The 24,243-nt window shown below is 68.4% G+C and carries 23 protein-coding genes and 3 tRNA genes; 17 read left to right on the top strand and 9 right to left on the bottom strand.

Annotated elements, in window-relative coordinates; genetic code table 11:
- Positions 1 to 61 precede the first annotated feature (61 nt).
- Complete coding sequence (locus BM297_RS01990) at positions 62 to 2,431, bottom strand: DUF1631 domain-containing protein (protein WP_092427760.1); 2,370 nt, start codon at positions 2,429 to 2,431, stop codon at positions 62 to 64.
- 193 nt (positions 2,432 to 2,624) lie between these two features.
- Here BM297_RS01990 and BM297_RS01985 point away from each other — a divergent pair.
- The 3 genes from BM297_RS01985 to BM297_RS01975 all read left to right on the top strand — a co-directional run bounded on the left by BM297_RS01985 (position 2,625) and on the right by BM297_RS01975 (position 2,866).
- Positions 2,625 to 2,700, top strand: a tRNA-Asn gene (locus BM297_RS01985).
- A gap of 9 nt (positions 2,701 to 2,709) precedes the next feature.
- Positions 2,710 to 2,786 (top strand) — tRNA-Pro (locus tag BM297_RS01980).
- 5 nt (positions 2,787 to 2,791) lie between these two features.
- Positions 2,792 to 2,866, top strand: a tRNA-Lys gene (locus tag BM297_RS01975).
- A gap of 166 nt (positions 2,867 to 3,032) precedes the next feature.
- Here the strand turns inward: BM297_RS01975 and BM297_RS01970 are convergent.
- The 3 genes from BM297_RS01970 to BM297_RS01960 all read right to left on the bottom strand — a co-directional run bounded on the left by BM297_RS01970 (position 3,033) and on the right by BM297_RS01960 (position 5,272).
- On the bottom strand, positions 3,033 to 4,331 hold the full coding sequence (locus BM297_RS01970) for an NAD(P)/FAD-dependent oxidoreductase (RefSeq protein WP_092427758.1): 1,299 nt from the start codon (positions 4,329 to 4,331) through the stop codon (positions 3,033 to 3,035).
- A 60-nt stretch (positions 4,332 to 4,391) separates the two neighbouring features.
- Positions 4,392 to 4,565, bottom strand: a complete 174-nt coding sequence (locus BM297_RS01965) for a DUF3094 family protein (protein ID WP_090305185.1) — start codon at positions 4,563 to 4,565, stop codon at positions 4,392 to 4,394.
- A gap of 77 nt (positions 4,566 to 4,642) precedes the next feature.
- A complete protein-coding gene (locus tag BM297_RS01960; protein ID WP_092427756.1) occupies positions 4,643 to 5,272 on the bottom strand; it encodes a DUF1780 domain-containing protein in 630 nt (209 codons plus the stop codon).
- 100 nt (positions 5,273 to 5,372) lie between these two features.
- Here BM297_RS01960 and BM297_RS01955 point away from each other — a divergent pair, with 100 nt between their 5' ends.
- Genes BM297_RS01955 through BM297_RS01945 form a run of 3 tightly spaced genes read left to right on the top strand, consistent with a single transcriptional unit; the run spans position 5,373 to position 6,969 of the window.
- Positions 5,373 to 5,798 carry a GNAT family N-acetyltransferase gene (locus tag BM297_RS01955; RefSeq protein ID WP_092427754.1) on the top strand — a complete coding sequence of 142 codons (426 nt, stop codon included), beginning with the start codon at positions 5,373 to 5,375 and terminating at the stop codon, positions 5,796 to 5,798.
- Positions 5,795 to 6,262 (top strand): FAD/FMN-containing dehydrogenase, encoded by a 468-nt coding sequence (locus tag BM297_RS01950; RefSeq protein ID WP_092427752.1) that lies wholly within the window; start codon positions 5,795 to 5,797, stop codon positions 6,260 to 6,262. Before BM297_RS01955 ends, BM297_RS01950 begins: the two co-directional genes overlap by 4 nt.
- Positions 6,259 to 6,969, top strand: a complete 711-nt coding sequence (locus tag BM297_RS01945) for an energy-coupling factor ABC transporter permease (protein WP_092427750.1) — start codon at positions 6,259 to 6,261, stop codon at positions 6,967 to 6,969. Before BM297_RS01950 ends, BM297_RS01945 begins: the two co-directional genes overlap by 4 nt.
- Positions 6,970 to 6,975: 6 nt before the next feature.
- On the opposite strand, the gene arfA is transcribed toward BM297_RS01945, so the two are convergent.
- From arfA to leuS, 4 genes are all read right to left on the bottom strand, one after another.
- Entirely contained in the window at positions 6,976 to 7,152 is a 177-nt protein-coding gene (arfA, locus tag BM297_RS01940; RefSeq protein WP_092427748.1) for an alternative ribosome rescue factor ArfA, read from the bottom strand.
- Between the two features lie 96 nt (positions 7,153 to 7,248).
- A complete protein-coding gene (gene holA / locus BM297_RS01935; protein ID WP_092427746.1) occupies positions 7,249 to 8,286 on the bottom strand; it encodes a DNA polymerase III subunit delta in 1,038 nt (345 codons plus the stop codon).
- A gap of 37 nt (positions 8,287 to 8,323) precedes the next feature.
- Positions 8,324 to 8,911, bottom strand: a complete 588-nt coding sequence (locus tag BM297_RS01930) for an LPS-assembly lipoprotein LptE (RefSeq protein ID WP_092427744.1) — start codon at positions 8,909 to 8,911, stop codon at positions 8,324 to 8,326.
- Between the two features lie 61 nt (positions 8,912 to 8,972).
- Positions 8,973 to 11,579 (bottom strand): leucine--tRNA ligase, encoded by a 2,607-nt coding sequence (gene leuS, locus BM297_RS01925; RefSeq protein ID WP_092427742.1) that lies wholly within the window; start codon positions 11,577 to 11,579, stop codon positions 8,973 to 8,975.
- Between the two features lie 245 nt (positions 11,580 to 11,824).
- Between leuS and BM297_RS01920 the strand changes: the two genes are divergently transcribed.
- Complete coding sequence (locus BM297_RS01920; protein WP_092427740.1) at positions 11,825 to 12,586, top strand: YdcF family protein; 762 nt, start codon at positions 11,825 to 11,827, stop codon at positions 12,584 to 12,586.
- Positions 12,587 to 12,594: 8 nt separating this feature from the next.
- Here the strand turns inward: BM297_RS01920 and queG are convergent, their stop codons facing one another.
- The gene (gene queG / locus BM297_RS01915) at positions 12,595 to 13,659 is read right to left on the bottom strand and encodes a tRNA epoxyqueuosine(34) reductase QueG (protein ID WP_092427738.1); all 1,065 of its coding nucleotides are present in this window, start codon (positions 13,657 to 13,659) and stop codon (positions 12,595 to 12,597) included.
- Positions 13,660 to 13,721: 62 nt separating this feature from the next.
- On the opposite strand from queG, the gene BM297_RS01910 reads away from it, so the two are divergent.
- The 10 genes from BM297_RS01910 to BM297_RS01865 all read left to right on the top strand — a co-directional run bounded on the left by BM297_RS01910 (position 13,722) and on the right by BM297_RS01865 (position 24,225).
- Complete coding sequence (locus BM297_RS01910) at positions 13,722 to 15,239, top strand: NAD(P)H-hydrate dehydratase (protein ID WP_092427736.1); 1,518 nt, start codon at positions 13,722 to 13,724, stop codon at positions 15,237 to 15,239.
- Complete coding sequence (gene tsaE / locus BM297_RS01905; protein WP_092427734.1) at positions 15,227 to 15,700, top strand: tRNA (adenosine(37)-N6)-threonylcarbamoyltransferase complex ATPase subunit type 1 TsaE; 474 nt, start codon at positions 15,227 to 15,229, stop codon at positions 15,698 to 15,700. Before BM297_RS01910 ends, tsaE begins: the two co-directional genes overlap by 13 nt.
- A 2-nt stretch (positions 15,701 to 15,702) precedes the next feature.
- Positions 15,703 to 17,220: an N-acetylmuramoyl-L-alanine amidase gene (locus BM297_RS01900; protein ID WP_092427732.1), complete on the top strand. Its 1,518-nt coding sequence runs from the start codon at positions 15,703 to 15,705 to the stop codon at positions 17,218 to 17,220.
- Positions 17,217 to 19,121, top strand: a complete 1,905-nt coding sequence (gene mutL, locus BM297_RS01895; RefSeq protein WP_092427730.1) for a DNA mismatch repair endonuclease MutL — start codon at positions 17,217 to 17,219, stop codon at positions 19,119 to 19,121. Before BM297_RS01900 ends, mutL begins: the two co-directional genes overlap by 4 nt.
- A 36-nt stretch (positions 19,122 to 19,157) precedes the next feature.
- Entirely contained in the window at positions 19,158 to 20,129 is a 972-nt protein-coding gene (gene miaA / locus BM297_RS01890) for a tRNA (adenosine(37)-N6)-dimethylallyltransferase MiaA (protein WP_092427728.1), read from the top strand.
- Between the two features lie 113 nt (positions 20,130 to 20,242).
- Positions 20,243 to 20,491, top strand: coding sequence for an RNA chaperone Hfq (hfq, locus tag BM297_RS01885; RefSeq protein WP_090305249.1), 249 nt, complete (start codon positions 20,243 to 20,245; stop codon positions 20,489 to 20,491).
- Between the two features lie 15 nt (positions 20,492 to 20,506).
- A complete protein-coding gene (hflX, locus tag BM297_RS01880; protein WP_092427726.1) occupies positions 20,507 to 21,808 on the top strand; it encodes a ribosome rescue GTPase HflX in 1,302 nt (433 codons plus the stop codon).
- A 99-nt stretch (positions 21,809 to 21,907) separates the two neighbouring features.
- On the top strand, positions 21,908 to 23,065 hold the full coding sequence (hflK, locus tag BM297_RS01875; RefSeq protein WP_092427724.1) for an FtsH protease activity modulator HflK: 1,158 nt from the start codon (positions 21,908 to 21,910) through the stop codon (positions 23,063 to 23,065).
- Positions 23,065 to 23,934 carry a protease modulator HflC gene (gene hflC, locus BM297_RS01870; RefSeq protein WP_090305258.1) on the top strand — a complete coding sequence of 290 codons (870 nt, stop codon included), beginning with the start codon at positions 23,065 to 23,067 and terminating at the stop codon, positions 23,932 to 23,934. Before hflK ends, hflC begins: the two co-directional genes overlap by 1 nt.
- A gap of 105 nt (positions 23,935 to 24,039) precedes the next feature.
- Positions 24,040 to 24,225 carry a DUF2065 domain-containing protein gene (locus tag BM297_RS01865; RefSeq protein WP_090305260.1) on the top strand — a complete coding sequence of 62 codons (186 nt, stop codon included), beginning with the start codon at positions 24,040 to 24,042 and terminating at the stop codon, positions 24,223 to 24,225.
- The last annotated feature ends 18 nt before the right edge of the window (positions 24,226 to 24,243 follow it).

Genomic DNA, 24,243 nt, shown 5'->3' with positions numbered 1-24,243 from the left:
AGGGCACGGCGCCGCGAGGGCCGTGCCTTTCTTTTTTCTTGTCGATGGGGCTGGAGACGGCTCAGGCGTCGGCTTGCTGGTCTTCTTCCAGGCGCTGCAGGACCCGGTAGATCGCCTGCAGGGCGCGTTCCATCAGCGGCGTGTCGCTCGGCTCGCCGAGCAGTTGCACGCTGCCATCGTGCAGCGCCTGCGCCAGGCGTGGGGCCGGCCAGGTGCGGTTGTGCTCGCCGCTGGGGTCGATGAACAGGTAGTGGCGGGTGGCCGGGCTGACCCAGGACAGGCGCAGGCGGCGAACCTGGCCATCCTCGTGGAAGCCGAACAGGCTGCCGAACGGCAGGGCCTGCAGTCGTTGCAGCTGGGCTTCCAGCGCCTCGGACGGCACCGCGCTGGCGGGCCGATCGTCTTCCGGCGGGGGCTGCAGCTGGGCGCCCAGCAGGTTCTTCGGCAGTCTGGCCTGCAGGCCGTCGACCAGCTCGGGCTGCCGGGCCTGTACGGCGTGCTGGCAGGCGACTACGTCCTGCAGCAGGCCGCGGATGTCGGCTTCGGGCAGGCTGCCCAGCTGCTGCAGCCCTTCGCGCAGCTGTTCCAGCAGGGCCAGGCGCGCCCGCTGCATGCGTTCGCGCTCGCTGCGGCTCAGCGGTGTGCAGCTCCAGGCCAGTTGTTCGGCGACCTGGCAGGCGCTCTGCCAGTCCTCGCTCTGCTCGCCCGCGCGCAGATGGATCAGGGTCAGCACGTCGCGCCAGCCGTTTTCCAGCAGCTCCTGCATCAGGCGCGGCAGCGCGCGGCCGCGCAGCACCTGGCGGATCTGTGCGGCGGCCCGCTGGCGGGCGACATGCAGGCGGTCGCGGCCGCGAGCGGTGTCCAGCGTGCGCCGCTCCCGCAGCTCGATGCGTCGCTGCAGGCGGCGCAGATGCGCCTCGAAGTCCTCGAGCAGATGGGAGAAGCGCGTGCGATCCTCGCTGAAGTCCTGAATGATGCGCTCGACGATTTCCTGCATCTTCGCCAGCAGGCCGCTGGCATCGCTGTCCTCGACGAAGCGGGTGCCGGCCTTGGCCATGCTGTCGAGCAGTTGGCGCGCCGGGTGGTCGCCGTGGGTGAACAGGCGGCGATCACGCAGGGCGAGCTTCAGGTAGGGCGTGTGCAGGTGCGAGAGTACGGTCTTGCAGCGATCGGGCAGGGCGGGGTCGTCGAGGATGAAGGCGAACAGCATGCCCACCAGATCGATGATGTCCGCATCCTCGTCGCTCAGCTGCGGCCGCTCGGGCAGGGTGCAGGCGGCTTCCAGTTCGGCGTACAGGCGCGCCTTGATCTGCCCGGCATCCTGCGGTTGTTGCAGCTGGTGGGTGATCTCGCGGGCGCTGACCTGCTGCAGGCGGGTCAGGGCGGCCATCAGCTCGGTGGCGCTGTAGGTGCCGGTCGCGGCGGGCGGAGCGCCGAGGTTTACCGGGGCGTGGTGCTCGCCCACGCTGTCGCCAGTGCCAGTGCCAGTGCCAGTGCCAGTGCCAGTGCCAGTGCCAGTGCCAGTGCCAGTGCCAGTGCCAGTGTCAGTGCCAGTGCCAGTGCCAGTGTGGCGCCGGCTGAGCAGTCGGGTGACGCCATGGAACAGCTGCTCGCTGCTGCTGCCGGTCGCTTCCGGCCAACTGCCGCCGGAGCGCTGGCGGCTCGCGACGGCTGGACGCGGGCTGCCCGGAGCGTTGGCGGGTGCTGCCGGCTTGTGCGCACGCGCCGGCGTGTCGCTGAGCTTGGGCAGGATGCCCGCCTCGATCAGCTGCTGGTTGAGTGCGTCGTACAGGGTGTCGAGCGAGCCCATGACCTGCTGCTCGAACAGCTCATAGAGGATGCGGCGGATCGGCAGCGGCAATGGCAACGGCTCGCCGGCCAGTGCCTGGCGAAAGGCCGCGGCGATGGCGCGTGGACCGAAGGGCAGCTCCTGCTGCAGGGCCGTCTCCGGCGCGGGACTCAGCTGCGCCAGGCGTTGCTCCAGCGTGCGCAGCAGCGCCACACAGCGGCTGTGGCAGCGCTTGACCAGTTTGTCCAGCAGCAGGTCTTCCTCGTGCTCCTCGTGGGCGACCAGCGACAGCTGGTCGCGTGCACTGGGGGGGGGGGCCGCGCGCGCGGCACTGCGGCCGGCGAGGTAGGCGGCGAAGTCGCTGGAAAGCTGCTGATGGAAATGGCGGACGATGGCGGTGCGCTGTTTGCGGACCTCGCGCATGCCGTCGAAGAACAGCACCTGCTGGTGATTGTTGGCGGCCCTGTCGGCCAGGCTGAACAGGGCATCGTCGACCTGTTCGAAGGTGCGCGTCAGGTGCTGGTCGAGGTGGTTCATCACCTGCTGGCGGCACGCCTGCTCAAGCTGGCCGAAGCGTGGCTGGATGCTGCGGCCGGCGAGGGCGGTGGGGGTGGGGAGATCTGGCGGTGGCGTATGGCTCATGATGGTCTGGCGGGCCAGCGCCCTGCACTTTCGGAAGTGGTGCACATATAGCAAGTGGAGGGGGTTATGCCAAGCACTGAAAAAAAACCTCGCCGCAGGGTTGACGGACAATTTTAAGTGCGTAGAATGCCGCGCCACTGATACGGGAAATCGGCAACGCCGAAACCTGTAGAGGGGTTGGAAGTATTACCGTTCCGCGATAGCTCAGTCGGTAGAGCAAATGACTGTTAATCATTGGGTCCCTGGTTCGAGTCCAGGTCGCGGAGCCAACTTCCAGACGGGGTATAGCGCAGTCCGGTAGCGCGCCTGCTTTGGGAGCAGGATGTCGGGAGTTCGAATCCCCCTACCCCGACCAGTTTTGGGTCGTTAGCTCAGTGGTAGAGCAGTTGGCTTTTAACCAATTGGTCGTAGGTTCGAATCCCACACGACCCACCATCTTGCCTTCTTCGGAAGGACTGAAAAGCTGGAAGTGCCGCAAGGCCTTCCAGCTTTTTTGTTTGTCCGCGTTTTGTGTTCGCGCCGCGGTCGCTCTCCTGGCGCTGCGCCGGCTTGGGTGGTTACGCCGCCAGCGGCGCCATCCACCCAAGCCGGGACTCTGCCGTCAGTGCAGCTTCAGGCGCGGCTCGGTGCTGCGGCCGAGGCGGTCGCTGAGCATCAGCAGCAGGGTGCGGAAGGTGCCGTACAGCGCCATCTGGTGCAGGCGGTAGAGCGACACGTAGAACCAGCGTGCCAGACGCCCCTCCAGCATCACGTCGCCGGTCAGGTTGCCCATCAGGTTGCCCACCGCACTGAAGCTCGACAGCGAGATCAGCGAACCATAGTCGCGGTAGCGATATTCCAGCAGCGGCTTGCCCTCCAGGCGACGCGCCAGCGACTTGGCCAGCAGCGAGGCCTGCTGGTGGGCGGCCTGCGCGCGCGGCGGCACGTTCTTGCCGTCGCCCATCGGGCAGGCGGCGCAGTCGCCGAGCACGAAGATGTGCTCGTCGCGGCTCGACTGCAGGGTCGGCAGTACCACCAGTTGATTGATCCGGTTGGTTTCCAGGCCGTCCAGCTCGCGCAGGAAGTCGGGGGCGCGAATGCCGGCGGCCCAGACCTTGAGGCTGGCCGGGATGAAGTTGCCGTCGGCGGTGCGCAGGCCCTCGGCGGTGACCTCCTGGACCGGCGAGCCGACCAGGACCTTGATGCCCAGCTTCTCCAGGGTGCTGTGTACCGGACGGCTGATGCGCTCGGGCAGGGCGGGGACCACCCGTGGGCCGGCCTCGATCAGGGTCAGGTTGAGATTTTCCGGGCGGATGCCGTCGAGACCGTAGGCCGCCAGCAGCAGTGCGGCATGGTGCAGTTCGGCGGCCAGTTCGACGCCGGTGGCGCCGGCACCGACGATGGCCACGTTGATCTGTCCGGCGCCCTCCTGCTGCGGATGGGCGTGGGCGCACAGGTACTGGTCGAGCAGCAGGTTGTGGAAGCGCTCGGCCTGGTCGCGCGAATCGAGGAACAGGCAGTGCTCGGCGGCGCCCTGGGTGCCGAAGTCGTTGGTCTTGCTGCCGACGGCCAGCACCAGGGTGTCGTAGGCGATCTCGCGCGGGGGGACCAACTCGACGCCGGCGGCGTCGAGCTTGGCCTCCAGCTGGATGGTCTTGCGCGCGCGATCGAGGCCGCACATGCGTCCGGGCTGGAACTTGAAGTGGTTCCACTTGGCCTGGGCGACATAGTTCAGCTCGTCCTCCGAGGAGTTCAGCGAGCCGGCGGCCACCTCGTGCAGCAGCGGTTTCCAGATGTGGGTGAGGTTGGCGTCAACCAGGGTGATGCGTGCCTGGCCACGCTTGCCCAGGTTGCGGCCCAGGCGGGTGGCCAGTTCGATCCCGCCGGCGCCGCCGCCGACAATCACGATGTGGTGGGTCATGAGGATGTCTCTCAAGGCTTGGAAAAACCGGGGGAGACTGGCGGCGGCGTACGGGTGCGATCATGTGACCAGCGAACTCAGCAGGCGGCTCAGCAGGCCCAGGCCGATGACCACGGCCAGCAGGGCGAGCATCAGCCGCCACGGCCGGAACGGCTGGCGCTTGACCTGATGCTGCGGGGAGCTGAGGTAGTGCTCGACCCGGCGCTGGTCTTCGGGGTTCAGACGGCTGGACATGGCAGTCTCGGAATAAGGAGTGGGCCATTCTATGCTCGGCTCCCCCTGCGGCTCAATGCCGCAGGGGCGCAAGGCGCTCAGAAGCCCATTTCCACGTCGAACAGCAGGGTTCGCGCCTGGTTGTCACGCAGGAAGGCCGGCGCGTCGGCATGGGCGAACAGCACGCGGGCATAGTTGGGGCCGACGATCGACAGCGAGCGCCAGCCCTGGCGCAGGTACTCGCTGGGCGGCGGGAAGGTGCTGTTGAAGTCGGGGACCTCGCGCTTGAAACTGACGTAGGCCAGCAGGTCCAGCTCGCCGAGGTCGATGCCGCGCTCGTTGTAGTTGTGCGCCTTCTTGCGCAGGGTCGCGCCAAGGCGCTGCTGCACTTCGGCCAAGGGTATGCGTCGCGGCTTCGGCTCGCGACGCTGCAACTGGGCAAGGCTGCGGGCGGCGCGGCGGCGCTCCAGCTCCTCGCGCCACTCGTCGTTCAGGCGGCGGCCCTCGTCGATGACGAAGAACACCTCGAAGCTGGCGTCGCGGTACAGCACGTCAGGCGGCTGCTGCGCCGGGCTGGTGAAGTCCTCCTGGCGATGGGTGATGTTCAGCGCCTGCAACAGGCGCTGACAGACCCAGCGCTCGCGTTCCCACTTGCGGCCGTTGGAGAGAAAGTCGGTGGCCGCCTCGGCCTGGCGCACCAGATGGTGCAGGAAGTCGCGCTCGTCCATGCCCCAAGTGTAGTCGGCGCCTCTCCTCTTCGGCAGTGCCGGTCGCTCTGGGATGCGTACCGGCGGTGTAGACTGATGCGTGCCGACCCTCGGAGTAGCCATGCACCTGCGCGAAGCCACCCCTGCCGACCATGCCGCCCTCCATGCGCTCTGGGCCGGGACCCCGGGCATCCAGCTGCGCGACGAGGACGCCTGTGCGCCGTTCTGCGCCTATCTGGCGCGCAACCCCGGCCTCAGCCTGGTCGCCGAGACGGACGGCCGCATTGTCGGCTGCCTGCTGGCCGGCCATGATGGCCGGCGCGGCTACCTGCAGCATCTGGCGGTGGCTTGCGGCTATCGGCGGCGCGGCATCGCCAGTGCGCTGATCGCGGCGGTGCTGCAGCGCCTGGCAGTGCAGGGTATCGCCAAGAGTCACGTCTTCGTCCTCGACGCCGCCCCCGAGGCGCTGGCGTTCTGGCGCGCTCGCGATGACTGGAGCGAGCGCGGGGATATCCGGGTCTTTTCCACTGTGGAGCAAATACGATGAAACGCTGGATATTGCTGGGCCTGGCCCTGCTGGCGGCAGGCGTACAGGCCGTCGAGCCGGGCGAGCGCCTGGCGCCCTGGACGCTGAGCGACCAGTTCGAGCAGCCCTACACGCTCGACGACGATCTGCGCATCCTGCTGGTGGCGCGCAGCATGGAGGGCGCCAAGCTGCTGGATGCCGCGCTGGAGGGGCAGGCCGAGGGTTATCTGGAAGCGCGCCAGGCGCTGTTCGTTGCCGACATCAGTGGCATGCCCGGCCTGATCGGCCAGCTGTTTGCCATTCCGGCGATGCGCGACTACCGCTACCGCGTGCTGCTCGATCGCGAGGCGCAGGTGGTACCGCAGTACGCCGCACCTGAAGAGGGTGTGCTCTGGCTGCAGCTGGAGCGCGGCATGCTGCAGGAGCGCCGGGTGTTCGGCGATGCCGCAGCGCTGCGGGCCGCCCTGGAGCAGGCCGCGCCGTGATCGCTGCGGCCCTGCTCAGCGAGACCAGCCTGTGGCTGGGCTCCGCGCTGTTTCTGCCGCTGCTGCTCGCCGCCCTCTGGCAGGCGCCCTGGGTCGAGCTGTTCAGCGACTTCCGTCGCCAGCACCTGCTGTTCGGCACCGTGCTGGCGCTGTTCCTGCTGTGGCTGGTGCGCCGCGACTTCGCCTCCGGGCTGTCCTTCCACTTCATCGGCATGACCGCGGTAACCCTGCTGCTCGACTGGCCGCTGGCGGTGCTGTCGGCCTTCGCCGCGCAGCTGGGGCTGGCGGTCCTCGGCCGCCAGGACTGGTCGGCGCTGGGGGTGAACGCGGTGCTGCTGATCCTCATCCCGGTGCTGGTCACCGAGGCCTGCGCGCGCTGGGTCGAGCGTCGGCAGCCGCGCAACCTGTTCGTCTACATCTTCTTCAGTGGTTTCTTCCCGGCCGCGCTGATCGCCTTGCTGGTGCTGCTGGCCGGTCTGGGCGTGCTGCTGGTCGACGGCATCTACCAGATGCCGCCCTGGCTCGACGACTTCGCCGGCTTCATGTGGCTGATCATGTTCCCCGAGGCCTTCATCAACGGCACCGTGGTCACCGCGCTGGTGGTCTACTACCCGGAGTGGCTGGAGACCTTCAACCGCACCCGCTACCTGCAGGCGCCGTGGAAGGAGGAGGACAAGGAGGGCGGTAATGACGGGGAGGGGCGCTGAGACGGCTCAGGCGGCGAGTTTTTCCGCGCCCGCAAAGGAAGAAGCCTCCCGGTCGGTGGACCGGAAGGCTTCGCGGCGGTAGCTGCCCTTGCCTTTGGCGGGTTTTTCCTGGCGACAGCGAAACAGCGGTTGCGCTACCAGGGATTTGGCCTTGTTCGGGCCGGATTTGCGTTGCTTGGCCATGACCGTTCCTCGCGAGGAGCCTGCGGGCTGCAGGCGCGCGCATCATCGGCGGCTGTACGAAAAATGTCCAGCGGGTTGTGCAAAAGGCGCGCAGGCCTACTCGGTGGGCAGATTGAGGCGCGTGCCGGCGATCTGCAGGGTCAGTTGCGCCAGGGCATTCCACACATTGCCGGGCGCCTGGCCCTTGATCTGGGCGTCGATCAACTGGGCGTCGCGCAGCAGCTGGTTCCAGCGACTTGCCGGATGGCGCTGCACGGCGCGGCCGACCAGGGCCTGGCGCTTGCCGAAGATCGGCGGTTTGGCCTGGGCGATCAGGCGCTCCAGCGGCTGGCCCTGGGCGTGCTGCTGGGCGAGGGTGGCGAGCAGGCGCAGCTCGCGAGCCAGGCCCCAGAGGATCACCGGCGCTTCCACGCCTTCGCCGCGCAGGCCCTCGAGCATGCGCAGGGCGTGTGCGGCATCGCCGGCCAGTGCCGCATCGAGCAGGCCGAACAGGTCGAAGCGTGCGCTGTCGGCGACGCTGGCCTGCACGGTGGCCGCATCCAGCTGGTTGCCCTCGACCAGCAGCTTGAGCTTCTCGATTTCCTGCACCGCGGCCAGCAGGTTGCCCTCGATGCGCGCCACCAGCAGGTCGACGGCCTCGGCGCTGGCGGAAAGCCCGGCCTGGGCCAGGCGCTGGCGGATCCACTGCGGCAGCTGCGCGGCGTCCACAGGCCAGATCTGCACGAACTGGCAGTTGTCGCCGTCGATCAGCGCCTTGGCCCACTTGGTCTTCTGCGTCTTGCCGTCGAGCCGCGGCAGGCTGAGCAGCAGCACGGTGTCCTCGGCCGGGCGCGCCAGGTAGTCGAGCAGCGCGCGGGTGCCGTCGTCGCCGGGCTTGCCGCCGGGGATGCGCAGCTCCAGCAGGCGCTTGTCGGCGAACAGCGACAGGCTGGCGCCGGCCTCGCGCAGCAGGTTCCAGTCGAAACTGGCGTCGACGTGGAAGACCTGGCGCTCGCTGAACTCGCGGGCGCGGCAGGCGGCGCGGATGGCGTCGCAGGCTTCCTGGCATAGCAGCGGGTCGTCGCCGCTGACCACGTACAGCGGAGCCAGCGGGCCCTGCAGGTGCTTGGCCAGTTGTGCGGGATTGAGTTTCATCGGCAGGGAAAACGGGGCCCGCAGGCCCCGTACTCGATCAGCGTGCCGGCACGGCCGGAACCGGCTGACGCGCGGCTTCTTCGGCGGCGCGGGCCTCGGCGTCGGCCTTGGCCTGGGCGGTTTCCTGCAGCGCGGCCAGGCGGGTCGGGCTCAGCTGTTGCAGGCGCATGCCCAGTTGCTGCACCAGCTCGCGGCGGATTTCCGTGCGCAGTTGCTGGGCTTCCTGGTCGGAGCCGATCAGGTTGTTGGAGTCGTGCACGTAGACCTTCTGCACTTCCAGTTTGTCGCCGAGCAGACGCAGGTCGCCGCTGCGGATCTCGTAGTCGAGGCTGCTGCTCAGTGCGTACTCGGCGCTGCGCGCCGAACTGGTGTAGCTGGCGGTGCGCTGCTGCTCGCGCTCGTTGACCAGCACCAGCTGGTACGGAGCGCCGCCGTGCACGCGCACGCCGCTGTTTTCCAGCATGCGCCGCACATCCTTGACCGTATCGCCGTAGGCGTTGCGTGCGGCGAGATCCAGTTCGGTCAGGGCAAAATCGTTGCTGCCGGTGCCGCGCAGCTGAAAGCCGCAGGCGCCGAGCAGGGTGGCCAGCATTACCAGCAGCAGGCCGGACAGGCTACGTTTCATCAGGCTTCCCTCATGTGAAACGCCGCCCGCACGCGGCGGGCGGCAGATTGGACGATGTCGGTCAGTTGGCGACGATGTTGACCAGCTTGCCCGGCACCACGATCACCTTGCGGATGGTGGTGCCGGCGGTGAAGCGCAGCACGTTCTCGTTGGCGCGGGCGGCGGCTTCCACTTCCTCGCGGGAGGCGGTGGCGGCGACCTGGATTTCGCCGCGCAGCTTGCCGTTGACCTGCACCACCAGGGTCAGGCTGTCCTGCACCAAGGCGGCTTCGTCCACGACCGGCCAGGTGGCGTCGATGATCGGCTCGGCGTGGCCCAGTTGCTGCCACAGCGCGTGGCTGATGTGCGGGGTGATCGGCGCCAGCAGCAGGGCGACGGCCTCGAGGCCTTCCTGCAGCAGGGCGCGGTCCTGGGCCTCGCTCTGCGGCGCCTTTTCCAGCACGTTCATCAGGGTCATCACCTGGGCGATGGCGGTGTTGAACTTGTGGTGCTGGCCGATATCCTGGCTGGCCTGGCGGATGGCCAGGTGGATGGCGCGGCGGATGCCCTTCTGTGCGTCGTTCAGGCTGGCGCTGTCCAGCGCGCCCGGCAGGCCGGCGCCGACATGGGTATGAGCCAGGCGCCAGACGCGGCGCAGGAAGCGGTTGGCGCCCTCGACGCCGGAGTCGGACCACTCCAGGCTCATGTCCGGCGGCGAGGCGAACATCATGAACAGCCGGCAGGTGTCGGCGCCGTACTGCTCGATCATGGTCTGCGGGTCGACGCCGTTGTTCTTCGACTTGGACATCTTCTCGATGCCGCCGATTTCCACCGGCAGGCCGTCGCTCTTCAGCTTGGCGGACAGCGGCTTGCCCTTGGCGTCCATCTCGAGGTCGACGTCGGCCGGGTTGAACCACAGCTTGCTGCCGTTATCCTGCAGGCGGTAGTAGGTTTCGGCGATCACCATGCCCTGGGTCAGCAGGTTGGTGAACGGCTCGTCGCTGTCCACCAGGCCTTCGTCACGCATCAGCTTGTGGAAGAAGCGCGCGTACAGCAGGTGCAGGATGGCGTGCTCGATGCCGCCGATGTACTGGTCGACCGGCAGCCAGTGGTTGGCCGCGGCCTTGTCGACCATGCCGCCTTCGAACTTGGGCGAGGCGTAGCGGGCGTAGTACCAGGACGACTCGACGAAGGTGTCCATGGTGTCGGTTTCGCGCCGCGCGGCGGCGCCGCACTTCGGGCAGCTGCATGCGTAGAATTCGGGCATGCGCGCCAGCGGGCTGCCGGCGCCGTCCGGCACCACGTCTTCGGGCAGCACCACCGGCAGCTGGTCTTCCGGCACCGGTACGTCGCCGCAGGCGTCGCAGTGGATGATCGGGATCGGGCAGCCCCAGTAGCGCTGGCGGCTGATGCCCCAGTCGCGCAGACGGAACTGGGTGCGCGCCTGGCCGAGGCCTTTCTTCTGCAGGGCCACCTCGAGGGCGTCGAAGGCGCCCGGGAAGTCCAGGCCGTCGAAGTCGCCGGAGTTGATCAGCTGGCCGTGCTCGGCATAGGCGTCCTGCCACGGCGCCGGGGTCTCGTCGCCGGCGCTGGTGCGGATCACCGCCTTGATCGGCAGGGCGTACTTGTGGGCGAACTCGAAGTCGCGCTCGTCGTGCGCCGGCACGGCCATCACCGCGCCTTCGCCGTAGTTCATCAGCACGTAGTTGGCGACCCACACCGGCAGCTTCTCGCCGCTCAGCGGGTGCAGGACGAACAGGCCGGTGGCCAGGCCCTTCTTCTCCTGGGTGGCGATGTCCGCTTCGGCGACGCCGCCGCGCTTGCACTCGTCGATGAAGGCCTGCAGCTCGGCGTTGCCCTGGGCGGCGATGCTGGCCAGCGGGTGCTCGGCAGCCACCGCCACGTAGGTGGCGCCCATCAGGGTGTCCGGACGGGTGGTGAACACCTTGAGCACGCCTTCGCTGCCGATGCTGGCGGCGTCGTAGGGGAAGCTGACTTCCATGCCGCGCGACTTGCCGATCCAGTTGCGCTGCATGGTCTTGACCTGCTCGGGCCAGCCATCCAGATCGTCGAGGGACTGCAGCAGCTCATCCGCGTAGGCGGTGATCTTGAAGTAGTACATCGGGATCTCGCGCTTCTCGATCAGCGCGCCGGAGCGCCAGCCGCGGCCGTCGATCACCTGCTCGTTGGCCAGCACGGTCTGGTCCACCGGGTCCCAGTTGACGGTGCCGTTCTTGCGGTAGATCACGCCCTTCTCGAACAGGCGGGTGAACAGCCACTGTTCCCAGCGGTAGTAGTCCGGCTTGCAGGTGGTGACTTCGCGCGACCAGTCGATGGCCAGGCCCAGGCTCTTCAGCTGGGTTTTCATGTAGTCGATGTTGGCGTAGGTCCAGGCGGCCGGGGCGACCTGGTTCTGCATGGCGGCGTTTTCCGCCGGCATGCCGAAGGCGTCCCAGCCCATCGGCTGCAGCACGTTCTTGCCCTGCATGCGCTGGTAGCGCGCGATCACGTCACCGATGGTGTAGTTGCGCACGTGGCCCATGTGCAGCTTGCCGCTCGGGTAGGGGAACATCGACAGGCAATAGAAGGTGTCCTTGCCGGGCTGTTCACTTACTTCAAAGGACTGGTGCGCGTCCCAGTGGGACTGCGCGGCGGCTTCGATTTCGCGGGGCTGATACTGTTCGTGCATGGCTCTGCCGGACTGGAAAAAGGGGGGTAATCAAAGCTTCCAAGCATACATGACCCCCGCGGATCTGGGGAAACCCTGATTGGCGGGTGGCAGGGCGTGCGTCGGCGGCGCCTGCGGGGACTTGGCGGCCACGCTGTGGCCCGGTGTAGCGTGCTACACGGGTTGCACCGCTAAGCTATGGGATGGCGGGCGTGCACCGTCGGCTGCCGGGGCGATCGTCGCGGCCCATGCGGGGGAGGATCGCCGTGCCACTGGGTTATCTGTTCAAGCAACTGCTGCTGCCGCCGGGCGGCCTGTTCCTGCTGTTGCTGCTGGTCTGGTGGTGGCGACTGCGCCGCCCGCGGCTGGCGCTGGCCTGCGGGGTGCTGGGCCTCGGCGGCCTGTGGCTGATGAGCCTGCCCGTGGTGGTCGAGCTGGGCGCGCGGCTGCTGGAGCGCGAGCCGGCGCTGGCGACGAGCGAGTGGCCGACGCTGTCGCGGCGCGCCGACGCCATCGTGCTGCTCGGCGGCGGCCGCGAGCGTGGCGACCCGGGCTGGGGCGGCGATCAGCCGAGTCTGCTGGCGCTGGAGCGCGCCCGTCTGGCGGCGCGGCTGCACTGGGCCAGCGGCCTGCCGATCCTGGCCAGCGGCGGGCTGCACTTCGGCGCGCCGCCCAGCGAAGCCGAGCTGTTCGCCCAGGTGCTGCAGGAGGACTTCAGCGTGGTGGCGCGCTGGCAGGAAGGGCGCAGCCGCAACACCTGGGAAAACGCCGCGCTGAGTGCGCCGCTGCTGCGCGACGCCGGGGTGCGGCGCATCGTGCTGGTCACCCAGGCCTGGCACATGCCGCGGGCGCGCTGGTGCTTCGAGCGCCACGGCTTCGAGGTGGTGCCGGCGCCGCTGGGCTTTCTCGGCGTGCCCAACGGCCGGCCGCTGGGCGGCTGGCTGCCGGAGAGCAAGGCGCTGTGGCAGAGCGGCCTGCTGCTCCACGAGGCGGCGGGGTTGCTGGTCTATCCGCTGCTCCATCGTTGAGCGACGGCTCAGGCCACGCCATGGCGCGCCAGCGCCCATTCGACATGCTCGCGCACCAGCTCGGACGGGTCGTCGCGGCGCAGGCGCAGGGCCTCGATGACCGCAATGCTGCTCGGCGCATTGCCCAGGCCCACCGCCAGGTTGCGCAGCCAGCGCGGGTAGCCGGCGCGGCGCAGCGGCGAGCCTTCGGTGCGGGCGAGGAACTCCTCCTCGCTCCAGCGAAACAGTGCGGCCAGTTCGCTGTTGTCGAGGTTGTGGCGCGGCTGGAAGTCGCCCTGCGCGGTGGGGCGGGCGAAGCGGTTCCACGGGCAGACCAGCTGGCAGTCGTCGCAGCCGAACACGCGGTTGCCGATCAGCGGGCGCAGCTCGACGGGGATCGGCCCCTTGAGCTCGATGGTCAGGTAGGAGATGCAGCGCCGCGCATCCAGCTGCTGCGGACCGACGAAGGCGGCGGTCGGGCAGATGTCCAGGCAGGCCTGGCAGCGTCCGCAGTGTTCACTGGCGTGGGGCGCATCCACGGGCAGCGGCAGGTCGACGTACAGTTCGCCGAGAAAGAACCAGCTGCCGGCCTTCCTGTTCAGCAGCAGGGTGTTCTTGCCGATCCAGCCGAGCCCGGCCTGCTGGGCGAGGGCCTTTTCCAACACCGGTGCGCTGTCGACGAAGGCGCGATGGCCGAACGGACCGATGGCCTGCTGGATGCGCTCGGCCAGTTGCTGCAGGCGCTTGCGGATCAGCTTGTGATAGTCGCGGCCCAGCGCGTAGCGCGACACGTAGGCCTTGTCCGGGCTGGCCAGCACCTCGGTCATGCGCGTGTCGCCGGGGAGGTAGTCCATGCGCAGCGAGATCACCCGCAGGGTGCCCGGCAGCAGTTCGGCCGGGCGCGAGCGCTTGTGGCCGTGGGCGGCCATGTAGTCCATCTCGCCGTGATGGCCGGCGGCCAGCCAGCGCTGGAGATGCGCCTCGTGTTCGTCCAGTTCGATGCCGGCTATGCCGACCTGCTGGAAGCCCAGTTCGCGGCTCCAGTCGCGGATCGACTGGGCGAGGGCGACAAGATCGGGGGCGGTGGTCGACATGGCTGGCGGTGGTCCGGGGCAGGGTGGGTATAATTGTGCCAGAGCCCGGAGTCGAATGGCCCATGTCGCACCGCAACGATCCCCTGCCCCTTGCCCTGTATCGCGCCGCCCAGGTCCGCGAGCTGGACGCGCGCCTTATCGCCGCCGGCACGCCCGGTTGCGAACTGATGCGCCGCGCCGCCCAGGCCGTGTGGCGCGCCCTGCGCCGGCGCTGGCCGCAGGCCGGGGAGGTCACCGTGCTGGCCGGGCGCGGCAACAATGCCGGTGACGGCTATCTGCTCGCCGTGCTGGCGCAGCGCGCCGGCTGGCGCGTGCGCGTGCTGGCGGTCGCTGATCCGGCGGCCGGCGATCCGGCGCAGCTGGGTGGCGACGCCGCGACCGCCTGCGCCGAGGCGCGCGCCGCTGGGGTGGTCATCGAACCATGGAGCGAGTGCGCGCCGCTGCGTGGCGTGCTGGTCGATGCGCTGCTCGGCACCGGCCTCAGCGGCGCGGTGCGCGAGCCCTATGCCCAGGCCATTCGTCTGGCCAATGCCAGCGGGCTGCCGCGGCTGGCGGTGGATATCCCTTCCGGCCTGTGCGCGGATAGCGGACGGGTGCTCGGCGTGGCGCTGCAGGCCGAACTGACGGTGAGCTTCATCGGCCTCAAGCTCGGCCTGTTCTGTCTCGACGGGCCGGATTGTTGCGGCACGCTGGTGTTCGACGACCTGCGCGGCGATCCGGCGCTGCTCGCCAGCGTGGCGCCGGCGGCGCTGCGCCTGTCTGGCGCGAGCCTGCCGCGGCTGGCGCCGCGCCCGCGCAACGGCCACAAGGGCCTGTTCGGCCACGTGCTGCTGGTCGGCGGCGATCTCGGTTTCGGCGGAGCGGCGCTGCTCGCGGCGGAAAGCTGCCTGCGCAGCGGCGCCGGGCTGGTCAGTCTGGCCACCCGCGGCGAGCATGTGCCGGCCGTGCTGGCGCGCCGTCCGGAGGTGATGGCGCGTGGCGTGCAGTCGTCCTTCCAGCTGCAGGATCTGCTCGCCCAGGCCGACGTGCTGGTGCTCGGCCCGGGCTGCGGGCAGGGCGCCTGGGGCTGCGGTCTGCTGGCCGGGTTGGGCGCGCTGGACAAGCCGCAGGTCTGGGACGCCGATGCGCTCAATCTGCTCGCTGCCGGTCGGCTGGCGCCGCCGAGCGGCAACTGGCTGGTCACGCCGCACCCCGGCGAGGCGGCACGCCTGCTCGGCTGCACTACGGCCGAGGTGCAGGCCGACCGGCCAGCGGCAGCGCTGGCGCTGGCGCGCCGGCTCAATGCGGTGGTGCTGCTCAAGGGGCTGGGCAGCCTGGTGGCGACCCCGGCAGGCGAGCTGCATCTGTGCGACCATGGCCACCCGGCGATGGCCGGAGCCGGGCTGGGCGATGTCCTCGCCGGCCTGCTCGGCGCCCTGCTGGCCCAGGGGCTGGACGTGGCGGCGGCGGCGCGTCTCGGCGTGTGGCTGCATGCCCGCGCCGGCGAGCGTCTGGGCCGCGGCGGGCGGGGTCTGGCCGCCGCCGATCTGATTGAACCCCTACGTGAACTGCTGGAGGAGCACAGCCCGTGCCTGAAGTGACCCTGTATGCCGCCGACGAGGCCGCCATGCTGGCGCTGGGCGCTCGCCTGGCCGAGGTGACCGCCGGCGTCGGCGTGATCTACCTGCACGGCGACCTGGGGATGGGCAAGACCACCCTGTCGCGCGGTATCCTGCGCGGTCTGGGCCATGCCGGCGCGGTGAAGAGTCCGACCTTCACCTTGGTCGAGCCCTACGAGCTGGGCGCCCGCTACGTCTATCATTTCGACCTGTATCGCCTGGCCGATCCGGAGGAGCTGGAGTTCTTCGGCATCCGCGACTATTTCGACGGCGACGCGCTGTGCCTGATCGAGTGGCCCGAGCGCGGCGCCGGCATTCTGCCAAAGGCGGATCTGGACATTACCATCGACGTGCAGGGTGAGGGCCGGGTGTTGCGCCTGCAGCCCCACGGCGCGCGTGGCGAGTCCTGGTGCGCCGTCCTGACGACTGTGGGAGTTCAATGAACATGCGATGGGCCATTCGCCCCCGGGCACTGCTTGCCGTGCTGAGCACGACGCTGGCCATGCTGGCGGCCGAGGCGGTACTGGCGGCCAGCGAGATCCGCAGCGTGCGCCTGTGGCGCGCGCCGGACAACACGCGCCTGGTGTTCGACCTGAGCGGGCCGGTGCAGCACAGCGTGTTCACCCTGAGCGCGCCGGAGCGTATCGTCATCGACGTCGACGGGGCGCAGCTGAAGACCCGTCTCGAGCAGCTGGCCACCGCGAAGACGCCGATCAGCAGCCTGCGCGTGGCCGAGCGTGCGCCCGGGAAACTGCGCATCGTCCTCGACATGACGGCCGCGGTGACGCCGAAGAGTTTCAGCCTGGCGCCCAACCAGCAGTACGGTCACCGCCTGGTGGTCGACCTGTTCGATCAGGACGAGGCCGCGCCCCAGGCCAGCACGCCGCCGCAGCCGGCCGCTAGCCCGGCCAGCAGCCCGGTGAGTGCCGCGCCGGCCCGTCCGCTGCCGGACAAGCCGCTGGTGACCGCGCCGCCGGTCGCCAGCCTGCCGCCGAAAACCAGCGTGGCCGAGCCGAGCCCGCCCGCACGGCTGCCCCCGGTGCCGAGCGGCAAACGCGACATCGTCATCGCCATCGACGCCGGTCACGGCGGCGAGGATCCGGGGGCCCTCGGTCCGCGCGGCCTGCGCGAGAAGGACGTGGTACTGGCGATTTCCCGCGAGCTGCAACGCCAGATCAACAGCGAGCGTGGCTTTCGCGCCGAGCTGGTACGCAGCGGCGACTATTTCATCCCGCTGCGCAAGCGTACCGAGATCGCCCGCAAGAAGGGCGCCGACCTGTTCGTCTCGATCCATGCCGACGCAGCGCCGCGGGCGGCGGCCTTCGGGGCCTCGGTGTTCGCCCTCTCCGACGGTGGCGCCACCTCGGAGACCGCGCGCTGGCTGGCCGACAAGGAAAACCGCTCGGACCTGGTCGGTGGCGTCGGCAGCGTCAGCCTCGACGACAAGGACCGCATGCTCGCCGGCGTGCTGCTCGATCTGTCGATGACCGCGACCCTGTCCTCCAGCCTGGACGTCGGCCACAAGGTGCTGTCGAACATGGGTCGCATCGCGCCGCTGCACAAGCGGCGGGTCGAGCAGGCCGGGTTCATGGTGCTGAAGTCGCCGGACATTCCGTCGATCCTGGTGGAAACCGGGTTCATTTCCAATCCCGGCGAGTCGCAGAAGCTGTCCACCAAGAGCCACCAGCAGGCGCTGGCGCACTCGATCCACAGCGGTATCCGCCAGTTCTTCCACGAGAACCCGCCGCCGGGCAGCTACATCGCCTGGCTGCGTGACCAGGGCAAGATCAAGATCGGCCGGCGTGAGCATGTGGTCGCTCCCGGTGAGAGCCTGGCGCTGATCGCCCAGCGCTATCAGGTCGGCCTGCCGGCGCTGCGCAGCGCCAACCGACTGGGCAACGACAGTCTCAAGGCCGGTCAGCTGCTGATCATTCCGGCGCAGGCCCTGGCGGTGCAGCCATGAGTGCGCCGGCGCGGATCCAGCTGCTGACGCCGCGGCTGGCCAACCAGATCGCCGCCGGCGAGGTGGTCGAGCGGCCGGCTTCGGTGGCCAAGGAGCTGCTGGAGAACAGCCTCGACGCCGGCGCCGCGCGCATCGACGTCGAGGTCGAGCAGGGCGGCATCAAGCTGCTGCGCGTGCGCGACGACGGCGCCGGCATCGAGGCGGACGACCTGCCGCTGGCGCTGGCCCGCCATGCCACCAGCAAGATCCGCGAGCTGGAGGATCTCGAGCGGGTGCTGAGTCTCGGCTTTCGCGGCGAGGCGCTGGCCTCGATCAGTTCGGTCGCCCGTTTGACCCTGACCTCGCGTCGGCGCGGCACGCCGCAGGCCTGGCAGGTCGAGGCCGAAGGGCGCGACATGCAGCCCCGGGTGCAGCCGGCGGCGCATCCGGACGGCACCACCGTCGAGGTGCGCGACCTGTTCTTCAACACCCCGGCGCGGCGCAAGTTCCTGCGCGCCGAGAAGACCGAGTTCGATCACCTGCAGGAAGTCATCAAGCGCCTGGCGCTGACCCACTTCGAGGTCGGCTTCCACCTGCGCCACAACGGCAAGAGCGTGCTGTCCCTGCATCCGGCGGCCGACGAGACCAGCCGTGCGCGGCGGGTGGCCAGCGTCTGCGGCCCGGCGTTCCTCGAGCAGGCGCTGCCCATCGACATCGAGCGTGGCGGCCTGCGTCTGTGGGGCTGGGTCGGCCTGCCGACCTTCTCGCGCAGCCAGGCCGACCTGCAGTACTTCTACGTCAACGGCCGCATGGTGCGCGACAAGCTGGTCGCCCATGCGGTGCGCCAGGCCTATCGCGACGTGCTCTACAACGGCCGCCACCCGGCCTTCGTGCTGTTTCTCGAGATCGATCCCACGGTGGTCGACGTCAACGTGCACCCGACCAAGCACGAGGTGCGCTTCCGCGACAGCCGCATGGTCCACGACTTCCTCTACGGCACCCTGCATCGGGCGCTGGCCGATGTGCGCCCCGAGGATCAGCTCGCCGCACCGGCCACCCTGCGCAGCGAGACGCAGGTCAGCGGCCTGGCGGCCGGCGAGTTCGCCGGGCAGAACGAGATGAGCCTGGCCGTGCATGTGCCGTCCGCCGCGCCGCTCGAGGCGCCGCGCTGGCAGCCGCCGCCGGGCGGGCAGAGTGTGTCTGGCGGTGCGGGCGGCTATCGTCCCTCTCCGGCGCCGAGCGGCCAGCCACAGGCCGAGCTGCAGGGCGCCTACCGCGAGTTCTTCGCCCCGCTGGGCGAGGCGGGCGCGCAGGCGTTGCCGCAGGGCCAGGGCGACGTGCCGCCGCTGGGCTATGCGCTGGCGCAGCTCAAGGGTGTGTACATCCTCGCCGAGAATGCGCAGGGGCTGGTGCTGGTGGACATGCATGCGGCCCACGAGCGGATCACCTACGAGCGGCTGAAGAGCGCGATGGCCAGCGAGGGCCTGCGCGGCCAACCGCTGCTGGTGCCCGAATCCATCGCCCTCAGCCAGCGCGAGGCCGACTGCGCCGAGGAGCATGCCGACTGGTTCGCCCGGCTCGGCTTCGAGTTGCAGCGCCTTGGCCCGGAAACCCTGGCGATTCGCCAGATCCCCGCCCTGCTCAAGCAGGCCGAAGCCAGCCAGCTGGTGCGCGACGTGCTCAGCGATCTGCTCGAGTACGGCTCCAGCGATCGCATCCAGGCCCATCTCAACGAGCTGCTGGCGACCATGGCCTGCCATGGCGCGGTGCGTGCCAATCGGCGCCTGACCGTGCCTGAGATGAACGCCCTGCTGCGCGACATGGAGCAGACCGAGCGCAGTGGCCAGTGCAACCACGGCCGGCCGACCTGGACCCAGCTGGGCATGGACGATCTCGACAAGCTGTTCCTGCGCGGGCGCTGAGCGCCCCGTTTCCTTCCCCGATCACAGAGTTTGCCGATGTCCGCGCTGCCTCCTGCCATCTTCCTCATGGGTCCGACTGCCTCGGGCAAGACCGACCTGGCCATCGAGCTGGCGCGGGTGCTGCCCTGCGAGATCGTCAGTGTCGACTCGGCGCTGGTCTATCGCGGCATGGACATCGGCACGGCCAAGCCCTCGCGCGAGCTGCTGGACGAATTTCCCCACCGCCTGATCGACATCCGCGACCCGGCCGAGAGCTATTCGGCGGCGGAGTTTCGCAGCGATGCGCTGGCGGCGATGGCCGAAATCACCGCCGCCGGGCGGATTCCGCTGCTGGTCGGCGGCACCATGCTGTACTTCAAGGCGCTGCTCGAAGGGCTGGCCGACATGCCCGCGGCCGATCCCGCGGTGCGCGCCCAGCTCGAGGCGCAGGCCGCCGCCGAAGGGCTGGCGGTCCTGCATGCGGAGCTGGCGCGGGTCGATCCGGAGTCGGCCGCGCGCATCCATCCCAACGATCCGCAGCGCCTGGTGCGGGCGCTGGAGGTGTACCGGGTCAGCGGCTTGAGCATGAGCGAGCACCGCCGCCGGCAGGTGTTGCAAAATCTGCACGCGGGTACGCCGCAGGGACAGGCTTTGCCCTATACTGTCGCCCACTTGGCTATCGCTCCGGGGCAGCGTCAGCTGCTCCATGAGCGCATCGCTCGGCGGTTTCAGCTGATGCTGGAACAAGGTTTCATTGCCGAAGTCGAAGCACTGCACGCCCGCGGCGACCTGCATGCCGGATTGCCCTCGATTCGTTCGGTGGGTTACCGGCAGGTATGGGAATATATCGAAGGACTTCTGAGTCGAGAGGAGATGGCCGAGCGCGGCATCATCGCTACCCGCCAGCTGGCCAAACGACAATTCACCTGGTTGCGCAGTTGGTCGCAGTTGCACTGGCTGGACAGTCTGGCCTGCGACAATCTGGCACGCACCTTGAAATACCTGCACGCGGTCTCCATTAAAGGCTGAGTTTCGGCCCGCAGCCGGCTATCCTGTGGGGAAGCGCAGCAGCAAGCCATTACTTACTTTGTCGATTCCGACCTACTACATACAATTACTTATCCCCTGAAGGAGTGTGGACAATGTCAAAAGGGCATTCGCTACAAGACCCTTACCTGAACACCCTGCGCAAAGAGCGCGTTCCGGTTTCCATCTATCTGGTCAACGGCATCAAGCTGCAGGGTCAGATCGAATCGTTCGACCAGTTCGTCATCCTGCTGAAGAACACCGTCAGCCAGATGGTCTACAAGCACGCCATTTCCACCGTTGTTCCGAGCCGTCCGGTGCGTCTGCCTAGCAGCGAGCAGGGCGAGTCGGGCAACGACGAATAAGCGGAGTCGCCAGTCTTGTTCTTTGAGCGCCATGAGGGCGGTGACCGGGCCATTCTGGTTCATCTGGAAGGTCAGGCGCCCGAGGCGCGTGAAGATCCCGACGAGTTCCTCGAGTTGGCTCGTTCGGCAGGCGCCGAGGTGGTTGGCTTCGTCAACATTCCGCGGCACCAGCCGAGCGCCCGCTTCCTGATCGGCAGCGGCAAGGTCGAGGAGATCTGCGAGCAGGTCAAGCGCGACGCTGCCGACCTGGTCATCTTCAATCACACCCTTACGCCCAGTCAGGAGCGCAATCTCGAGCGGGTTTTCGAGTGTCGCGTGCTGGACCGTACCGGTCTGATTCTCGACATCTTCGCCCAGCGCGCGCGCACCCACGAAGGCAAGCTGCAGGTCGAGCTGGCCCAGCTGGATCACCTGAGCACGCGCCTGGTGCGTGGCTGGACCCACCTGGAGCGGCAGAAGGGTGGTATCGGCCTGCGCGGTCCGGGCGAGACCCAGCTGGAAACCGACCGCCGCCTGTTGCGCGTGCGCATTCGCCAGATCAAGCAGCGCCTGGAGAAGGTGCGCGGCCAGCGCGAGCTGGCACGCCGCGGGCGCAAGCGAGCGGAAGTGCCGGTGGTCTCGCTGGTTGGCTATACCAACGCCGGCAAGTCGACGCTGTTCAACGCGCTGACCGAGGCGGATGTGTTCGCCGCCAACCAGCTGTTCGCCACCCTCGACCCGACCCTGCGCCGTCTGGAGTTCGCCGACGTCGGCCCGGTGATCCTCGCCGATACCGTAGGCTTCATCCGCCACCTGCCGCACAAGCTGGTCGAGGCGTTCCGCGCCACGCTCGAGGAATCGAGCAATGCCGACCTGCTGCTGCACGTGATCGATGCCCACGAGCCGGAGCGCCAGCTGCAGATCGAGCAGGTGTATTCGGTCCTCAAGGAGATCGGCGCGGACGAGTTGCCGACCCTCGAGGTCTACAACAAGCTCGACCTGCTGCCCGGGGTGATGCCGCAGATCCAGCGCGACGACAGCGGCAAGCCGGTGCGCGTGTGGTTGTCGGCGCGCGAGGGACTGGGGCTGGATCTGCTGCACCAGGCCATCAGCGAACTGCTCGCCGACGACCTGTTCATCGGTACGCTGTGCCTGCCGCAGCAGCTTGGCCGTCTGCGTGCCCAGTTCTTCTCGCTCGGTGCCGTGCAGGAAGAGGGGCACGACGAAGGGGGCGCTACCCTGTTGAAGGTGCGTCTGCCGCGGGTGGAGCTGAATCGGCTGGTCAGTCGCGAAGGCTGGAAGCCCGAAGAATTTCTGGCACAACATACTTTGCAATAAAGCCCGGGCGGCTGGCTTTGCCGTTGCTTGGGGGCTTTCTGTAGCATGGATGGATGTGCGCCAATTGCGCGTCGATGCGTTATCAGTGGGGAGAACGCTATGGCCTGGAACGAGCCGGGTGGCAACTCGAACGACAAGGATCCCTGGGGTGGCCGCCGTGGCGGCGGTCGTCAGGGGCCACCGGATCTGGACGAAGCCTTGCGCAAGCTGCAGGACAACCTCAACAGGCTGTTCGGCGGACGCAAGCGTGGTGGCGACGATGGCGCGGGCGGTGGCAAGGGCGGTATCGGCCTGCTGCTGATCGGCTTCGGCGTGCTCGCTGCGCTCTGGCTGTACAGTGCCGTCTACGTGGTGGATGAGCAGGAGCAGGCCGTCATCCTGCGCTTCGGCAAGTACTACGAAACCGTAGGGCCGGGCCTGAACCTCTATCTGCCGCCGATCGACCGCAAGTTCCAGGAAAACGTCACCCGCGAGCGCGCCTACAGCAAGCAGGGGCAGATGCTCACCGAGGATGAGAACATCATCGAAGTGCCGCTGACCGTGCAGTACCGGGTGAGCAACCTGCAGGAGTTCGTGCTCAACGTCGACCAGCCGGAAGTCAGCCTGCAGCACGCCACCGACAGCGCCCTGCGCCACGTGGTCGGTTCGACCTCGATGGATCAGGTGCTGACCGAGGGCCGCGAGCAGATGGCCATCGACGTGCGCGAACGCCTGCAGCGCTTCCTCGATACCTACAAGACCGGCATCACCGTGACCCAGGTGAACATCCAGAGCGCCGCCGCGCCGCGCGAAGTGCAGGAAGCCTTCGACGACGTGATCCGCGCCCGCGAGGATGAGCAGCGCGAGAAGAACCAGGCCGAGGCCTACGCCAATGGCGTGATTCCGGAGGCGCGCGGCCAGGCCCAGCGCATCGTCGAGGACGCCAACGGCTACCGCGAGGAAGTGGTGGCCCGCGCCCAGGGTGAGACCGATCGTTTCAGTCGCCTGCTGGCCGAGTACCGCAAGGCCCCGGAAGTGACCCGCGAGCGTCTCTACCTGGAAACCATGCAGGACCTGCTGGGCAATACCAGCAAGGTACTGATCACCGGCGAGCAGGGGGGGAACAATCTGCTCTACCTGCCGCTGGACAAGATGATGGAGGGTCGCTCCGCAGCGGCCGGGTCCGCTGCGCCGAGCATTCAGTCTGGCGCGGCGGAGGCGATGCCGCGGATCAATAGCGATCTGCAGCGTGATCTGCGTTCGAGGGAGAGCCGCTGATGAGCAACAAGTCGCTGATCGCCCTGATTGCCGCCGCTGTGCTGGCGCTGGTGGGCTGGAACTGCTTCTACATCGTCCTGCAGACCGAAAAGGCAGTGCTGCTGCAGTTCGGTCGCATCGTCGAAGCCGACGTGCAGCCGGGGCTGCACGTGAAGATTCCCTACGTCAACCAGGTGCGCAAGTTCGACGCGCGCCTGCTGACCCTGGACACGCCGACCCAGCGCTTCCTCACCCTGGAGAAGAAGGCGGTGATGGTCGACTCCTTCGCCAAGTGGCGGGTGGCCGACGCCGAGCGCTTCTACACCGCGACCTCGGGCATGAAGCAGATCGCCGACGAGCGCCTGTCGCGGCGTCTGGAGTCCGGCCTGCGCGACCAGTTCGGCAAGCGCACCCTGCACGAGGTGGTGTCCGGCGAGCGCGATGCGCTGATGGCCGACATCACCCAGCTGCTGGATCGCATGGCGCGCCGCGAGCTGGGCATCGAGGTGCTGGATGTGCGGGTCAAGGCCATCGACCTGCCCAAGGAAGTCAACCGCAGCGTGTTCGAGCGCATGAGCACCGAGCGTGAGCGTGAAGCCCGCGAGCACCGTGCCAAGGGTCGCGAGCTGGCCGAGGGCATCCGTGCCGACGCCGATCGTCAGCGTCGCGTGCTGCTGGCCGAGGCCTATCGCGAGTCGGAAGAGCTGCGCGGTCAGGGCGATGCCCAGGCGGCGGCGATCTACGCCAAGGCCTACGGCCAGGATGCGGAGTTCTATGCCTTCCATCGCAGTCTGCAGGCGTATCGCGAGAGCTTCGCCGGCAAGCGCGACGTGATGGTGCTGGACCCCAAGGGCGACTTCTTCCGTTATCTGGAGAAGGCCCGTCCCTGATCGGGCCACCCGGCGGTTGCTGCGCAGCCGCCGGGGTGACCGCGGGGAAAACGTGTTATCATGAGTCAGCCGGGATTTCCCGGCTTTTTTGCGTCTGCGGGAACCATGTGGCAAGAACTTGGCATCGCTTTTTGTCTGCTGCTGGTACTGGAAGGCATTCTGCCGTTCCTCTGTCCGCGGCGCTGGCGCGAGGCTGTCATCAGTCTGGCCGGGCTGGAGGATCGCCAGCTGCGGCTGATCGGACTGGGCAGCATGCTGCTGGGAACGGGTCTGCTGTACTGGCTACGTTGAACACCACGCCCGGCCGAA

This window comes from Geopseudomonas sagittaria (assembly GCF_900115715.1).
In the GTDB taxonomy this organism is placed as follows: domain Bacteria; phylum Pseudomonadota; class Gammaproteobacteria; order Pseudomonadales; family Pseudomonadaceae; genus Geopseudomonas; species Geopseudomonas sagittaria.
Note: the sequence above shows the minus strand (reverse complement) of the source record. Positions and strands in the feature narration are given on the sequence as shown.

Bases quoted from the DNA above. Each gene is read 5' to 3' on its own strand.
- BM297_RS01990 (WP_092427760.1), bottom strand. From the start codon at position 2,431: ATGAGCCATACGCCACCGCCAGATCTCCCCACCCCCACCGCCCTCGCC.
- BM297_RS01970 (WP_092427758.1), bottom strand. From the start codon at position 4,331: ATGACCCACCACATCGTGATTGTCGGCGGCGGCGCCGGCGGGATCGAA.
- BM297_RS01965 (WP_090305185.1), bottom strand. From the start codon at position 4,565: ATGTCCAGCCGTCTGAACCCCGAAGACCAGCGCCGGGTCGAGCACTAC.
- BM297_RS01960 (WP_092427756.1), bottom strand. From the start codon at position 5,272: ATGGACGAGCGCGACTTCCTGCACCATCTGGTGCGCCAGGCCGAGGCG.
- BM297_RS01955 (WP_092427754.1), top strand. From the start codon at position 5,373: ATGCACCTGCGCGAAGCCACCCCTGCCGACCATGCCGCCCTCCATGCG.
- BM297_RS01950 (WP_092427752.1), top strand. From the start codon at position 5,795: ATGAAACGCTGGATATTGCTGGGCCTGGCCCTGCTGGCGGCAGGCGTA.
- arfA (WP_092427748.1), bottom strand. From the start codon at position 7,152: ATGGCCAAGCAACGCAAATCCGGCCCGAACAAGGCCAAATCCCTGGTA.
- holA (WP_092427746.1), bottom strand. From the start codon at position 8,286: ATGAAACTCAATCCCGCACAACTGGCCAAGCACCTGCAGGGCCCGCTG.
- BM297_RS01930 (WP_092427744.1), bottom strand. From the start codon at position 8,911: ATGAAACGTAGCCTGTCCGGCCTGCTGCTGGTAATGCTGGCCACCCTG.
- leuS (WP_092427742.1), bottom strand. From the start codon at position 11,579: ATGCACGAACAGTATCAGCCCCGCGAAATCGAAGCCGCCGCGCAGTCC.
- queG (WP_092427738.1), bottom strand. From the start codon at position 13,659: ATGTCGACCACCGCCCCCGATCTTGTCGCCCTCGCCCAGTCGATCCGC.
- BM297_RS01910 (WP_092427736.1), top strand. From the start codon at position 13,722: ATGTCGCACCGCAACGATCCCCTGCCCCTTGCCCTGTATCGCGCCGCC.
- BM297_RS01900 (WP_092427732.1), top strand. From the start codon at position 15,703: ATGCGATGGGCCATTCGCCCCCGGGCACTGCTTGCCGTGCTGAGCACG.
- mutL (WP_092427730.1), top strand. From the start codon at position 17,217: ATGAGTGCGCCGGCGCGGATCCAGCTGCTGACGCCGCGGCTGGCCAAC.
- miaA (WP_092427728.1), top strand. From the start codon at position 19,158: ATGTCCGCGCTGCCTCCTGCCATCTTCCTCATGGGTCCGACTGCCTCG.
- hfq (WP_090305249.1), top strand. From the start codon at position 20,243: ATGTCAAAAGGGCATTCGCTACAAGACCCTTACCTGAACACCCTGCGC.
- hflK (WP_092427724.1), top strand. From the start codon at position 21,908: ATGGCCTGGAACGAGCCGGGTGGCAACTCGAACGACAAGGATCCCTGG.
- hflC (WP_090305258.1), top strand. From the start codon at position 23,065: ATGAGCAACAAGTCGCTGATCGCCCTGATTGCCGCCGCTGTGCTGGCG.
- BM297_RS01865 (WP_090305260.1), top strand. From the start codon at position 24,040: ATGTGGCAAGAACTTGGCATCGCTTTTTGTCTGCTGCTGGTACTGGAA.